This is a genomic window from Mesorhizobium sp. WSM4830, assembly GCF_055811495.1.
This window is the reverse complement of sequence record NZ_JBVVQI010000029.1, coordinates 12,324-26,759: the sequence shown is the minus strand read 5'-3', so window position 1 is coordinate 26,759 and position 14,436 is coordinate 12,324. Positions and strand designations below refer to the sequence as shown.

Here is a 14,436-nt window from a genome sequence, read left to right as displayed (position 1 = left end):
GTTTCATGATTGGTGCTTCGCTGGGAGCCGCCGCATACGAGCGCGCGCCCGAAATTTCCCGCATTCTTGCTGGTGTTGGCCCCGTGGAGGACACGCGCCGGGCGCGCCCGTCGGCAAAGGCTGATGCGATCCTGACGCTGAGTGGGATCGGTATTTCCTTTGGCGGCGTCAAGGCGCTGAGCGATGTTGATCTCGAGGTCAAAGGTGGCGAGATCCGCGCGGTCATCGGCCCTAACGGCGCTGGCAAGTCCTCGCTGATCAACATCATCAGCGGCCTTTATCACGCCGACCATGGCAGGATCGCGATCGATGGCCAGTCCTTCTCGCGGGTGCCGGCGAGCCGTCTGGCGCGACTGGGCGTTGCACGAACCTTCCAGAACTTGGCGCTGTTCGGCGGGCTTTCGGTGCGTGACAACATCGCGTCCGGCCGCGTCCACACCAGGCGCGCCAGTTTTGTCGAACACATTGCAGGCCTGCCACGCGCCCGGCGCGAGGATGCGATGATCGCCGAAAAGACCGATCAGATAGTCGCCTTCCTGCATCTCGAGGCCGTTGCCGACCGGCTGGTCGCGACGCTGCCCTATGGCCTGCAGAAGCGGGTCGAACTCGCCCGCGCGCTGGTCGCCGAGCCGAAGATCCTGCTGCTCGACGAGCCGATGGCCGGTATGACCGCGACCGAGAAGGCCGAGATGGCCGGCTTCGTGCGTGCGGGGCGCGATCGGCATGGCGTCACCATCATCCTGATCGAGCACGATATCGGCGTGGTCATGGGGCTCTCGGACCGCGTCGCCGTGCTTGATTACGGCCGCAAGATTGCCGACGGCACGCCGGCCGAGGTCAGGGCCGATCCGGCAGTGATCCGGGCCTATCTCGGCACCGCCGACGGCGAGGATGGCGAGGGCATCCGATGAGCTACTATGATTTCCTCTTCGCTATCGAAGTGCTGGTGGGCGGCCTGCTCTCCGGCGTGATGTATTCGCTCGTCGCGATCGGCTTCGTGCTGATCTACAAGACATCGGGTGTGCTGAACTTCGCGCAAGGGTCGATGGTGCTGTTCGCGGCACTAACCTTTGTCAGCCTCGTCGAACGCGGCGTCCCCTTCGCGCTTTCGCTGCTCCTCACCTTGGCGGTCATGGTCGCGCTGGGCTTCACCATCGAGCGGACTGTGCTCAGGCCACTGGTCAATCGCTCGCCGATGACGCTGTTCATGGCCACACTTGGCCTGTCCTACCTCATCGAGGGCGCTGCCCAGTTGATATGGGGCACGCAGGTGCACGGGCTCGATCTCGGCATAGACGACACGCCCTTTGAGGTCGGCGGCATCCTGATCTCGTCATTTGACCTTCTCGCCGCGGGCATAGCCGCGGCGATGGTGGCGGGCTTGAGCGCATTCTTTTACCGGACCCGGATCGGGCTGGCGTTTCGCGCCGTCGCCGACGACCAGTTTGCAGCACTTGCCGTCGGGCTGCGGCTGCCCCGCATCTGGGGAACCGTGTGGACGGCCGCGGGGTTCGTGGCGCTAGTTGCGGGGCTGCTGTGGGGCGCGCGCCTCGGCGTCCAGTTCTCTTTGTCGCTGATCGTGCTGAAGGCGCTGCCGGTGCTGGTGCTTGGCGGCTTCGATTCCATCCTTGGCGCCATCGTCGGCGGCCTCATCATCGGTGCCAGCGAGAAGCTCGCCGAGGTCTACCTCGGACCCTTTGTCGGTGGCGGCATCGAAGGCTGGTTCGCCTATGCGCTGGCGCTGGTCGTCCTGCTGGTGCGGCCCTCCGGCCTGTTTGGCCAGAAAACCGTCGAAAGGGTCTGACCGATGGCCGTGCAAGCGCTCGATGCCGCAAGGCTTCCAATCGACCGGCAGAAGTTGGCTCTGCCGGCCGTGCTGATCGCCGTCGCCTACGGCCTGATCCCCGCCTATGCGTCGAGCTATCTCGTCGAGGCGATCCTGTTGCCGTTCCTGGCGCTCAGCCTGGCGGCGGTCGGCCTCAACCTTTTGACCGGCTATTGTGGCCAGCTTTCGCTTGGCTCCTCTGCGTTCATGGCGGTCGGCGCTTTTGCCGCCTACAATGTCAACCTGCGGGTCGAAGGACTGCCGCTGGCCGCAACTGTGATCCTGGCGGGGATTTCGGCCGCCGGCATCGGCGTCGTGTTCGGATTGCCGAGCCTGCGCCTGCGCGGCTTCTATCTCGCCGTTTCGACGCTCGCCGCCCAATTCTTCGTGCAGTGGGCGCTGACCAAGTTCGGCTGGTTTTCCAACGACAACCCTTCCGGCGTCATTTCGGCGCCGCATTTCACCGTCGCCGGGTTCTCGCTCGACGGCGCGACCGGCCGCTACCTGCTTTCCCTTACCACGGTCATCGTGCTGACGGGTCTCGTCTGGTGTCTGGTCAACAGCGCGACCGGCCGCAACTTCATCGCCGTGCGCGACAACGAAACCGTGGCACGCGTCATCGGTGTTCCGGTCCTCCGGACCAAGCTGCTGGCCTTCGCCATCTCGTCTTTCGTCATCGGCGTCGCCGGCGTCTTGTGGGCCTTCACCTATCTGCGCACCGTCGAGCCGGCCGGCTTCAACCTCGACCGCTCGTTCCAGATTCTGTTCATCATCATCATCGGCGGCCTGGCCTCGATACGCGGCGCATTTCTGGGCGCGGCGTTCATCGTCATCTTCCCGCTCGTTCTCTCCCGGCTCGGCGCCTTCCTGTTCGGCGGCGTGTTCGATTCAGGCGTGCTCGACATGAGCCAGCGCATCGTGCTTGGCGCGCTCATCATCATCTTCCTCATCGCGGAGCCGAGCGGGCTGTCGGCCCTCTTCGACCGCCTGAAACGACGGATCGGCTCAAGGTCCAGCTGAGCGCCGCTCGACTTCCTCCCCTCACGGACCACAACCTCGGAAGACGCACTCATGACCTTCTTCAGCCACCTACGAAAGGCGGCGATCGCCACGGCCTTCGTGCTCGGCGCGACGGCTGTCCACGCCGACGAACAGTCTTTCCCCCTGCAGAGCTATCGCGTCGGCCCATATGCCGCCGGCGGCACCGGCTTCTTCGGCGGCTTCATCGACTACCTCAACCTGATCAACATCCGCGACGGCGGGGTCAACGGCGTCAAGCTGACCTGGAGCGAAGGCGAGACGCAGTATGAGGTCGAGAAGGGTGTCGAGGTCTACGAACGATTGAAGAGCAATCCCGGCATCGCCGCCTGGAACCCGCTTTCGGTCGGCATCGCCTATGCCATGATCGACCGCATCACCGACGAGAAGGTGCCGCTGATCACCATCAACCATGGCCGCACCGACACCACGGACGGGCGCGTGTTCCCCTACGTCTTCCCGCTGCTTCTCAATCCCTACAGCGAGACGTCCGGAATCGTGAACTACATTGCTTCCAAGGAAGGCGGTCTCGACAAGCTCAAGGGCAAGAAGATCGTGGTGCTCTATCACGGCTCGCCCTATGGCAAGGAGACGATCCCGATCTATGACCTGCTGTCGCAGAAATATGGCTTCGAGCTGTCGCAGATCGAGGTTCCGCATCCGGGCAACGAGCAGCAGGCACAATGGCTGACGATCCGTCGCGAGCATCCGGATTATGTGGTGCTGCGCGGCTGGGGCGTGATGAACCCCGTCGCCTTGAAGACCGCGCAGAAGACCGGCTTCCCGGCCGATCACATCGTCGGCAATGTTTGGTCCAATTCGGAAGAGGACGTGATCCCCGCGGGCGATGCCGCCAAGGGTTATACGGCCATCACCACCCAGGCGTCGGGCGAGCAGTATCCGGTAGTCCAGGAGATCGTCAAAACGGTCTACGGCGCCGGCAAGGGCAATCTCGAGGATAAGAGCCGCATCGGCTCAGTCTACCACAATCTCGGCATCGTCAACGGCATCCTCAATGTCGAGGCGGTCCGCATCGCGCAGGCGAAGTTCGGCAACCGCACGCTGACCGGCGACGAAGTCCGCTGGGGCTTCGAGCATCTCAAGCTCGATCCGGCGCGCGTCGAGGCGCTCGGCGCCAAGGACCTGTTCCACTCGATCAACGTCTCCTGGGACAATCACGAGGGTGACGGCTACGTGACCTTCCAGCAGTGGGACGGCAAGAAGTGGAATGTCGTTTCCGACTGGATCGCCCCTGACTGGAAGCTGCTGCGCCCGATCATCGAGAAGTCGTCCGAGGCCTATGCCAAGGAGAAGGGCATCAAGATCCGCACGGCCGAGGACGCCGACGCAGTGGTCAGCAACTGAGTTTGCCAGGCGCGGCCGGCCAAAGGGCCGGCCGCTCATCCAGTTTCCCAGTGGAGTCATCGATGTCCAGCCCGGAAAATCCGATCCTGTCGGTCAGCCGCGTGGAGGCCGTCTACAACGGCGCCATCGCCGCGCTGCATGGTGTCGACCTGTCGGTTGGCAACGGCGAGATCGTCGCGCTGCTCGGCTCCAACGGTGCCGGCAAGACGACACTGCTGCGCGCCGTATCCAATCTCCTTCCGGCCGAGCGCGGCACTGTTACCGCCGGTCGGATCACCTTCGATGGCGAGGATGTTTCAAGGGTAAGCCCCTCGCATCTCGTCCGCAGCGGCCTCGTCCAGGTCCTCGAGGGCCGGCATTGCTTCCGTTCGCTGACGGTCGAAGAGAACCTCTTCACCGGCGCGCTCGGTCGCTCGTCCTCTCGCACCAGCGTCAAGGCCGACCTCGATCGCGTCTATTCACTTTTCCCAAGGCTCGCCGAGAAGCGGCGAAGCCGGTCCGGCCTCACTTCCGGGGGTGAGCAGCAGATGACGGCGATCGGCCGGGGCCTGATGTCGCGGCCGAAGCTCTTTGTTCTGGACGAGCCGTCGATGGGGCTCGCGCCGCTGATAGTCGACGAGATCTTCAGCGCCCTGAAACGGCTAAACCGCGACGAAGGCCTTTCGATCCTCGTTGCCGAACAGAATTCGGCGGTCGCGCTGAAATACGCCGACCGCGCCACGGTGCTCGAGAACGGCGTCAGCGTGCTGGAAGGATCGGCTGCCGACCTGCGCCAGCGCGCCGACATCAAATCCTACTACCTCGGCGGCGCGCCGCTTCCACCGCAACATTTTCCCATGGAGACAGCAGCATGACCATCCAATCCAAGCAGCCGTCGGATAGCCGCAGTGCCGTCCCGCCGGTCGAGCGTCCGTTAGCCAAGGCGCATGTCATCAAGACCGATGCCGAGGCGATCGCTGTCGCTGAAAAACTGGCCGCAGTGTTTGCCAAGGAGGCTTCGAAGCGCGACCGAGAACGCATCTGGCCGAAAGAGGAGCTCGATGCATTCTCGCAGAGTGGCCTGTGGTCGATCAACGTGCCGAAGGTCTATGGTGGGCCGGAACTCTCCTATGTGACGCTGTCAAAGGTGATCACCGTCATCTCGGCGGCAGACCCGTCGCTCGGCCAGATTCCGCAGAACCATCTTGGTGTCGTCGCCGCAATCCGCACCGTCTCGGATGAGGCCCAGAAGAAGCTGCTTTTCGCCGAGGTTCTGTCCGGCACGCGCTTCGGCAACGCGTTCTCCGAGTTCGGTTCCAAGCGGGCGGCCGACTTCGAAACCAAGTTCGTCGATGCCGGCGACCATGTCGTCGTCAACGGTCAGAAATTCTATTCGAGCGGCGCGCTGCTTGCCCATCTGGTGCCGATCGTGGCGCTCGATGACGAGGGGCGTGCCTGGTATGCCATCGCCGATCGCGGCGCGCCCGGGCTGACGGTCATCGACGACTGGTCGAGCTTCGGCCAGAAGACGACGCTGTCCGGCACGGTTCTGCTCGACAATGTGAAGGTGCCGAAAACGCATCTCGTTCCCGGCTACAAGGGCTACGACAGGCCGACGGCCGACGGCGCCATCTTCCAGATCATCCAGGCCGCGGTCGATCTCGGCATCGCCAAGGCGGCGATCGACGAGACTGTCGGCTTCGTGCGCACCAAGTCGCGCGCCTGGATCGACAGCGGCGTCGATCATGCCTGGCAGGATCCTTATACGATCCAGGCGATTGGCGACCTTCGCCTGCGGGCCAATGCGGCAGAGGCCGTTCTGGAAAGGGCCGGGCTTGCGGTTGATCGCGCCGTGGCCGACCCGAACGAGAAGACCGTCGCGGAAGCGCAGATCGCTGTGGCGGAATCCAAGATACTCACCACAGAAATCGCCATCAGCGCCACCAACAAACTGTTCGAACTCGCAGGGACCCGCTCGACGCTTGCCGAGCACAATCTCGACCGGCACTGGCGCAACGCCCGCACCCACACGCTGCACGATCCGGTGCGCTGGAAATACGCGATCCTCGGCAACTACTACCTGAACGACGTCAACCCGCCGTTCCATGCCTGGAGCTGAGCGAGGCGCCGTCAAGTCATAGAGGACCATTCATGAGCATTGCCACTCCCGACAGGATCAAGGTCCTGTGGTTTCTTCCGACCCATGGCGACAGCCGCTATCTCGGCACCTCCGAGGGTGGCAGGGCAGTCGACTTGCCCTATCTCACCCAGGTCGCCAAGGCCGCCGATGCCATCGGTTACTATGGCGCGCTCCTGCCGACCGGACGCAGCTGCGAGGACAGCTGGGTCGTGGCTTCGGCGCTGGCGCCGCTGATGCAGCGGCTTCGCTTCCTTGTCGCTGTCAGGCCGGGCCTGCAATCGCCGACGCTTGCCGCGCGCATGACCTCGACGCTCGACCGTATTTCCGGCGGACGGCTGCTTATCAATGTGGTCACCGGCGGCGATCCGGTAGAGAACAAGGGCGACGGCATCTTCCTCAGCCATGACGAGCGCTATGAGGTGACGCGGGAATTCCTCGACATCTACAAGGCGGTGCTGCGAGGTGAGACCGTAGCGTTCGCAGGCAAGCACTTCCGTATCGAGGATGGCCGCCTGCTTTTCCCGCCTGTGCAGACGCCTCATCCGCCGCTCTATTTCGGAGGCTCGTCCGATGCCGCCAACGCGGTCGCCGCTGAGCAGATCGACAAATATCTGACCTGGGGCGAACCACCGGCAGATGTCGCCGCCAAGCTCGACCATGTGCGCAGCCTTGCCGAGAAAGCCGGGCGCCAGGTGACCTTCGGCATCAGGTTGCATGTCATCGTCCGCGAAACCAATGATGAGGCGTGGGCCGACGCCGACCGGCTGATCAGCCGCCTGGACGACAAGACGATCGCCGAGGCGCAGAAGGTGTTCGCGCGCATGGATTCGGTTGGCCAATCGCGCATGAGCCGGCTGCATGGCGGGCATCGCGATAAGCTCGAAATCAGCCCCAACCTGTGGGCCGGCGTCGGCCTGGTCCGCGGCGGCGCCGGCACCGCTTTGGTCGGCGATGCGGCGACAGTTGCGGAACGGATTGACGAATACCGGCGTATCGGAATCGATACGTTTATCCTCTCCGGTTATCCGCATCTGGAGGAGGCCTATCGCTACGGCGAACTGGTGCTGCCGCTGTTGCCGCTCGATCATGAAATTTCGACACGACCGACGTCCGTAAACATGGGGCCTTTCGGTGAAACGGTGGCCGGCGACCATCGGCCGTCGGCGCTGCGCGCGAGTCAGTCTTGAGCGCCAGAGAAGCGGGCAGGGGACCGGTGGTAGCCATCATTGGCGGCGGGTTTTCCGGTGCGGCGACGGCGTTCCATCTTGCGCGGCTGCTGCCGGCCGGTGCTGCCGATATCGTGGTCGTCGAGCCGCGGGAGGGGCTCGGCTATGGTCTGGCCTACTCGACGGCCGATCCCTCACACCGCATCAATGTGCCGGCGTCGAGGATGACGCTGGTTTCCGGCCAGGACAGCCACTTTGCCGAGTGGCTGGAGCAGACCGGCGCGATTCTCGACGATGCGGAGGCTATTGTCGCAAATGGAGCGCTCTACCCACAGCGTCGCGTTTTCGGGCGCTACGTGGAATCCCATCTCCAGCCTTGGCTGAACAGCAAAACAATCCGCCATGTCAGGTCCGCCGTTGCTTCAGCCGAGCGCAGCGGCGAGCGCTACCACCTGATCCTCCCTGATGGTGGGATGCTCGCAGCCGACGCTCTGGTGATTGCGACCACGCATCCGCCAGCGGCCTTGCCGTTGCCCCTGCAGTCCGTGACTGGCACAGCCGGGCTGGTGATCAATCCCTATGATCTCGAACGGCTGGAGGCGATCGGACGTGACAACCGTGTGCTCGTGGTCGGCACGGGACTGACGTCGGCGGATGCCATTGCAACGCTCGACCGCAATGGCCATCGCGGCCGCATCACAGCACTTTCGCGCCATGGCTATCGGTCGCGAGGTCATGCGGCTACGCATTCCGATCCGATCGGCGACTTCACCGGCTCGCCTTCTCGTAGCGCCACGGTGCTGCTCAGGCGTATCCGGTCGACCATCGCAGCCGCGGCGCGGCAGGGCGAAGGCTGGCAGCCGGTGCTCGACGCCGCCCGGAGACAAGGGCAAATCATCTGGCAGGCGTTGCCGCTCGCTGAGCAGCGTCGGGTAGCGCGCCATTTGCGCGCGCTGTGGGATGCGCATCGCTTCCGCATAGCGCCACAGGTCGCGGCCGTGCTTGATCGCCGGATTGCCGAAAGCACGCTCGCCTATCTCGCCGCATCGATTACTGGGGCCGAGCCGAGCGACGGAGGCATACGCGTCACGCTGAGGCCAAGGCGCCGACACACCCAGGCTGTCGAGACGTTCGATACGGTCATCGTCACGACCGGGCCGGCGCATGCGGATATTTTCCGAACCAACACGGCAATCGCCGCTCTCGGGCTAATGGGATTGGTCCGGCTTGACTCGATTGGTCTGGGCTTGGAGACCGATGCGCATGGCCGTGCAGTCGGCACATCCGGGCGTCCGATCGACAGCATTTTCGTCAGCGGGCCGCTGGCGCGTGGCAGCGTCGGCGAATTGATGGGAATTCCGGAAGTCACCGCGCATGCCGAGCGCATCGCCGCTGAAATTCACCAATGGCTGGAATACCGGACGGCGTTGCGTCGCAAAGTATCGTAAAGGTGTAATTAGCAGGAGCTATCTAGATGACACTGATCGAACGCGTTCCCCTCATTGAAACCGGTGTCTCTCTGAAAGCTGCCATGCGGCACCTGGCCGGAGCCGTGTCCGTGGTTACCGCAGGTGTTGGCGACGGACGGACTGGCGCAACGGTTACCACCGCCCATTCCTTGTCCGTCGAACCCGAGGTGATGGTGGTCAGCATCAACCTGAACTCGTCAACGTGGGCAGCCATCAACCAGCATCGGCATTTCTGCGTCAACGTGCTTCGAGCCGACCAGATGGCGATCGCCGAGCGGTTCGCCGGACGCGGTGGCCTGAAAGGTTCGGCTCGTTACGAAGGAGCCAGTTGGTCTGCTCTGGCGACCGGCGCACTGGCACTTGAAGACGCGCTCGCCGCGGTCGATTGCTCGGTCGAGGACACGATTGTCCGCCACAGCCACGCGCTCGTCCTCGGCAGCGTCCGGCATGTGGTCAGCGGAGAGCCGCGTCCGGCTCTGATCTATCATCATGGCGCTTACGGATCGTCTTGAGCGAGCGGTACGCCAGTGAGTGGGCCGCAGCCACGCGCTTTTATTCTCCTTCTGGCCCGGTGAACAGTCGACCTACCGCTCAGCCCGGCTCTGGCGCAGCGCCCACGGCAGGCGCCGCTTCCATCGTTCACCTCGCGGCAGAGGAACATCTTTCTGCCACCGCTTCTTGCGGCGAGTTCGTCGGTCTCCAGTCGGTGCGTGCGATGCATCCGGAACCGGCGCTTTCTCGATCGTTGGTGGCTCAGGAGGCGATGCGTCGGGCACGGTCATCTCCTTGGCCTGGGATACTTCTTCAGAGGTGGTGAACACGGGCTGGGAAAGATTTTCGCCAGGACCAATCGGCTGCCGCGTCGCCTCAGCGACCGCACCTTTCGTGTTCGCTTTCGCGACATCGTACGCGATGGCGGCCAGGTCGATGCCGGCCCAGATCGACTCTGGCCGGTTTACGAGGCCACGCTTCTGTTTGATCTCGACGACAAAGGGTCGCTGCTGCTTCATAGTGCTCTCGGCGGACTTGGGGGATTGCGAACGTCGTCTAAGCCCATCGCGCGCCGTCGTCCACCCGCCCCCTCGCATTTTCCACATCAAGTCAGCACCCTCATTGTGTCCGCTTCCGGCACGCTGTAGAAGCCAGGTCCTGACCGGATGAAATGGTCTTTGGCTTCTGTCGCGGACACAGGATATTGCGTACCCACTCGCGCGCCGCTGACCATCGAATCCCGGTGGTTCTTCCGCGTTCGCCACAACCATTAGCAGTACCAACTTTAGCAACCGCTGGTGCCCTGCCGGCCAGGCTTCAATGACGGGGAAGTGGGAGGATTGCGCGTTTACGAGGCGAGCTGGTCGGCCGTTCAATCGAAAGCGTCATTTGAGGCGCTGCCTCGCCCGCCTGCAACTGGGAGACACGCTCGTCCAGTTCCTTGTCCACTTCCGTTAGGCGGTGGTTCAGGCGAAGGTAGTCCGTCCAGGTCGGCGTGCGGAATGTCTCCGTCCATTGCATGGGCTTCTGCAGGTTGCGCTGAAGCGTCCAGTTCCGAGCACCGACGCGGCTGTGGATATGCCTGCGCTGCCGCATGAGCTCGAGGAAGGCCTCGACATTTCTCTCGGCTATCAGATATTCGACCTTGACCACGATCGGGCCGCTTCTCGGCTTCAAATTGAGCGCGACAGCGGGGGCGTCGAATGCCTCCAAAGGATCGGGTTCGGAATCGTGGCGTTCGCGCAGGGGAAACAGAACGCCGGCCACGGCGACGAGCAATAGCGCACCCGCGGAACCCTCCAGCGCCCACGTCAGGGAATGGTTCTGGGAAATCGTGCCCCAGACCCAACTGCCGGCCGCGATGCCGCCATCTATCAAGGCATAATAGATCGAGATGGTGCGCCCCACGACCCAGCGCGGGCTCGCCAGCTGCACGCTCACGCCAACCCCGGACCAGGCGGTGACCCAGCCCGCGCCGCCCAAGGCGAGCGCGATCGCAGCCACCGCGATCGAAGAGGTCAGTGCAAGGGAAAGCGAGCAGGCCGCGCAGGCGACGCACGCGAGCTTCATCAGACGTTCTTGCGACAAGCTCCGTCTGAATGTGCCGTTGGAGATGCCGGCGAAGACGGCGCCCGTCCCGAAGCCTGCCATGAGCGTGCCATAGGCGAGCGGTCCGCCTCCCAGCTGATCGCGGACAACCAGCGGCAGCAGCGCGAGAATGGCGATGCTTGCCAGGCCAAAAAGGGTTCCGCGCGCGATCGCGGCCTTGATTTCCGAAGACATCGCCGTGAAGCGCAGCCCGTCATAGATCGCCGTCGTCATCGACTCGCGCGGGAGAGGCGAAGAACGAACCTTCCACTTGCAGCGCCATATTGTGCCCAGAGGGACCAGATAGGTGAGGGTGGTCACGGTAAAAGCTGCCAAAAGCCCAAACGAGGCAACCACGATGCCGCCGAGCGCCGGGCCCACGGTCCGGACCGTGTTGAAGCCGACGGAGAGCAGGGTCACGGCAGCCGGGACATCGCGGCGGTCGACGATATCGCCAACCGAGGCCTGCCAGGCGGGATCGTGAAGAGCACCCCCGCATGCGATCAGGAAGCTGAAGCCGAGGATCATCCACGGACTGACAAAGCCCAGCGCCACAACAGCGGTTAGCATTGCAGAGCCTATCACCATAAGGCACCTGCCGGCGAACATGACCCGGCGACGGCTGAAGTTGTCGGCGAGAGCCCCCGCGAACACGGACAAAATGAAAGCGGGCAGGTTTGATGAGGCCTGGACCAGCGCCACCATCAGATCGGAAGTCGAGATCGTTGCCATCAGCCAGCTGATGGCGACAGTCTGCATTAACCAGCCGAGAGAAGAGACCTGGGTGGCAAGCCAGATCGAACGAAATGTCGGCTGCGTGAGTGGCGCAAACGTCTTTGGTGCAGCCAAATCTTCAACTGATCCAGCCACTCTACTCATTTTTGCGAGCCTTTGCTTTCCGGTATCGGCCGTCTCGCATGCAATCTCGACTGAACCGTGGCGGCTGGTAGAATTGAGAGAAACTCTTTTGCCTTCGCCGAATGCGGCCACAGGTTCTGACCAGTGTCTTGCGACCGAGACGCAAACCCGAGCCGACTCCACCTCGCCTTCGAAGACATCGCCTGGGTGGGGCCCGGATTCTTGTTGTCGTTTGACGCGGCATGCTTCATCAACGGGCACTTCGCCGAGCGATGCCTTTTGGCGAGACGCGACCATGTTCTTTCGTTGAAACTCAACTCACCAGAGGCGTCCGATGCGGCTGAGTGTGGCTTGGGGAGAGTGAGGGCGCTTGCAGATCCTTGACAGGCTTGACGCACTGATAGACGCAGACGATTGCGCGGCCGCGATCGAAGAGGCGCGCGCCTTGCTGCTTCAATTCGAACAAGGGTCTGATGCGCTCACACATGCGATGACGACTTTCTGCTCGATCTGATGACGCTGTCTTTCATTGTTGAATGTTACGGACGCGGCTTTGAACTTCTGGCGCGAACGCTTGCCCGCAGACGGCTGGCAAAGGTCAGACTTTTGTCAGGAGGCTCGATACGGCCAGGCAGAAATGACACCCAAAGCCTTGAGGGCTGGAAGCGGCGATCACGCCGCGTTCCGCACAGGGACCAAGGATGACGTTGCACCACCAAAAAAATAGGGCCATCGGAAAACCGAGGGCCCTTTAGGTGTGAAGGTCAAAACCTCCAGAGGGGAACAGCCGATCGCGATGCAACTGGGAGGAAACCATCGCGTCTATCAGCTTTAGCCTTAATGGCTATAGGCTGTGCGATGCGCAAACACATTTTGTGCAATGCAGCTATGCAGGAACGCCGAGCATCCCTCTCACCTCCAAAATTTGCGCTTGAAATTCGTGCTGACCGCAGAGTGCTGATGAAGGAGATCCGGCAGACGGGTCTGGTGACCGTTGCCTTACGGGCTGGTCGACAACTGATCCATCGAAGCCGGTGCTCAACGGTGGTTCTCCTAAGCAATAGATGAGAAAAGCAGGAAGACCACCTCGTGCGGCCGCGCCAACCGCGGTCGTCACGAATGTTGGTCTTGCTCCGGTCCTCGTTCCGCTAAACGGCTTCGCCGTCCTCCACTAACGTTGCGGCCCTCAAGCGACGTCTCCCTTCCTTCCGATTGCTCTTCTGCGGGTTCGCGGGCCTGCGGTCCTGCGCTGTCGGACCTCGTGACGGCCGCGATTGGCGCGGCCTCGAACGGAGGTCCGGAAATGGACAGGAAGAGCAACAAAACCCGCGTCGATATCTACGCGAAGATCACCGACCGCATCGTCGCGGAGCTGGAGAAGGGCGTGCGGCCGTGGGTGAAGCCGTGGAGCGCAGCGAACACTACGGGGCGTATCACGCGCCCGTTGCGCCACAATGGATTGCCATATCAGGGGATCAATACCCTGCTTCTCTGGTCGGAGGCGGTTTCGAGGGGTTTTGTTTCCCCGACCTGGATGACATTCAAGCAGAGCGTCGAGTTGGGCGGTCATGTCCGCAAAGGCGAGACCGGCTCAATGGTTGTCTATGCCAGCCGCATCACACGCACCGAAACCGATGCCCATGGCGAAGAGGTCGAGCGCGGGATTCCGTTCCTCAAGGCCTATACGGTGTTTTGCGCCGACCAGATCGAAGGCCTGCCCGCGCAGTATTACGGCAATCCCGCGCCGGTGTCAGATCCGGTGGAACGGATCGAACATGCGGATGCCTTCTTCGCAAATACCGGAGCCGTCATCCGCCACGGTGGCGACAAGGCGTATTTCAATCCGGCTCTCGATATTGTGCAAATGCCGCCGTTCGAAAGTTTCCGCGACGGGCCCAGCTACTATGCGACCCTCGGACACGAAATGACCCATTGGGTCGGCTCGGAAAACCGGCTTGATCGCAACCTCTCACGTTATCACAAGGATCGCGAGTTCCGGGCCCACGAAGAGCTCGTAGCCGACCTCGGCGGCTGTTTTCTAGCAGCTGACCTCGGCATCGTGCCAGAGCTCGAACCGCGGCCGGATCATGCCAGCTACCTGGCAAGCTGGCTTGAGATTCTCAGGAACGAGAAGCGATTCATCTTTGCCGCGGCGGCTCATGCCCAGCGCGCGGTCAACTATCTGCATGATCTCCAGCCGAATGCGACGCACAGCGCGGAAGCTGCATGAGGCTGCATTCTCCGATCCATGTCGGGGTGGGGCAGCCGGGTGAGGATCCGCCATTGGCACCCGGTCAGTTCGGGTAGTACCCCAGCGGGCCGAGCCAGATCAGCCGGCCCCTGCCGACGTCCCGCCCTGGATAGGTATTTCCATGACCGTGTTCGCGGCCATCCATCCTTAAGCGGCAGATGCCGGACCCTCGGAGTTTCGCCAGTCGGCCGGTCGTCAACCGACCGAAGTGATGGGGCGGGTGCGTCCCTTTCCGGTTGTGGTTGTCGGTCGTTCTGCCATGATGA

At 62.9% G+C, this 14,436-nt stretch carries 12 protein-coding genes; 10 read left to right on the top strand and 2 right to left on the bottom strand.

Annotation, left to right across the window (positions count from 1 at the left end):
- Nucleotides 1-5: 5 nt before the first annotated feature.
- The 9 genes from AC0L2Y_RS27765 to AC0L2Y_RS27725 all read left to right on the top strand — a co-directional run bounded on the left by AC0L2Y_RS27765 (nucleotide 6) and on the right by AC0L2Y_RS27725 (nucleotide 9,494).
- Nucleotides 6-911, top strand: coding sequence for an ABC transporter ATP-binding protein (locus tag AC0L2Y_RS27765; protein WP_473560879.1), 906 nt, complete (start codon nucleotides 6-8; stop codon nucleotides 909-911).
- Nucleotides 908-1,804 carry a branched-chain amino acid ABC transporter permease gene (locus AC0L2Y_RS27760; RefSeq protein ID WP_473560876.1) on the top strand — a complete coding sequence of 299 codons (897 nt, stop codon included), beginning with the start codon at nucleotides 908-910 and terminating at the stop codon, nucleotides 1,802-1,804. The genes AC0L2Y_RS27765 and AC0L2Y_RS27760 overlap by 4 nt, the downstream gene beginning before the upstream one ends.
- Nucleotides 1,805-1,807: 3 nt before the next feature.
- On the top strand, nucleotides 1,808-2,845 hold the full coding sequence (locus tag AC0L2Y_RS27755; protein ID WP_473560874.1) for a branched-chain amino acid ABC transporter permease: 1,038 nt from the start codon (nucleotides 1,808-1,810) through the stop codon (nucleotides 2,843-2,845).
- Nucleotides 2,846-2,896: 51 nt separating this feature from the next.
- Entirely contained in the window at nucleotides 2,897-4,228 is a 1,332-nt protein-coding gene (locus AC0L2Y_RS27750; protein WP_473560872.1) for an ABC transporter substrate-binding protein, read from the top strand.
- A 62-nt stretch (nucleotides 4,229-4,290) separates the two neighbouring features.
- Nucleotides 4,291-5,082: an ABC transporter ATP-binding protein gene (locus tag AC0L2Y_RS27745; protein WP_473560871.1), complete on the top strand. Its 792-nt coding sequence runs from the start codon at nucleotides 4,291-4,293 to the stop codon at nucleotides 5,080-5,082.
- The gene (locus AC0L2Y_RS27740; RefSeq protein WP_473560870.1) at nucleotides 5,079-6,326 is read left to right on the top strand and encodes an SfnB family sulfur acquisition oxidoreductase; all 1,248 of its coding nucleotides are present in this window, start codon (nucleotides 5,079-5,081) and stop codon (nucleotides 6,324-6,326) included. Before AC0L2Y_RS27745 ends, AC0L2Y_RS27740 begins: the two co-directional genes overlap by 4 nt.
- Before the next feature lie 32 nt (nucleotides 6,327-6,358).
- Nucleotides 6,359-7,534, top strand: a complete 1,176-nt coding sequence (ssuD, locus tag AC0L2Y_RS27735; protein WP_473560869.1) for an FMNH2-dependent alkanesulfonate monooxygenase — start codon at nucleotides 6,359-6,361, stop codon at nucleotides 7,532-7,534.
- Nucleotides 7,531-8,961 carry an FAD/NAD(P)-binding protein gene (locus AC0L2Y_RS27730; RefSeq protein ID WP_473560867.1) on the top strand — a complete coding sequence of 477 codons (1,431 nt, stop codon included), beginning with the start codon at nucleotides 7,531-7,533 and terminating at the stop codon, nucleotides 8,959-8,961. The genes ssuD and AC0L2Y_RS27730 overlap by 4 nt, the downstream gene beginning before the upstream one ends.
- Nucleotides 8,962-8,987: 26 nt before the next feature.
- A complete protein-coding gene (locus AC0L2Y_RS27725; protein WP_473560865.1) occupies nucleotides 8,988-9,494 on the top strand; it encodes a flavin reductase family protein in 507 nt (168 codons plus the stop codon).
- A 72-nt stretch (nucleotides 9,495-9,566) separates the two neighbouring features.
- On the opposite strand, the gene AC0L2Y_RS27720 is transcribed toward AC0L2Y_RS27725, so the two are convergent.
- Nucleotides 9,567-9,992: a hypothetical protein gene (locus AC0L2Y_RS27720; RefSeq protein ID WP_473560863.1), complete on the bottom strand. Its 426-nt coding sequence runs from the start codon at nucleotides 9,990-9,992 to the stop codon at nucleotides 9,567-9,569.
- A 298-nt stretch (nucleotides 9,993-10,290) separates the two neighbouring features.
- On the bottom strand, nucleotides 10,291-11,940 hold the full coding sequence (locus tag AC0L2Y_RS27715) for an MFS transporter (protein WP_473560942.1): 1,650 nt from the start codon (nucleotides 11,938-11,940) through the stop codon (nucleotides 10,291-10,293).
- A gap of 1,282 nt (nucleotides 11,941-13,222) precedes the next feature.
- On the opposite strand from AC0L2Y_RS27715, the gene AC0L2Y_RS27710 reads away from it, so the two are divergent.
- Entirely contained in the window at nucleotides 13,223-14,149 is a 927-nt protein-coding gene (locus tag AC0L2Y_RS27710) for an ArdC family protein (RefSeq protein ID WP_473560861.1), read from the top strand.
- Nucleotides 14,150-14,436 lie beyond the last annotated feature (287 nt).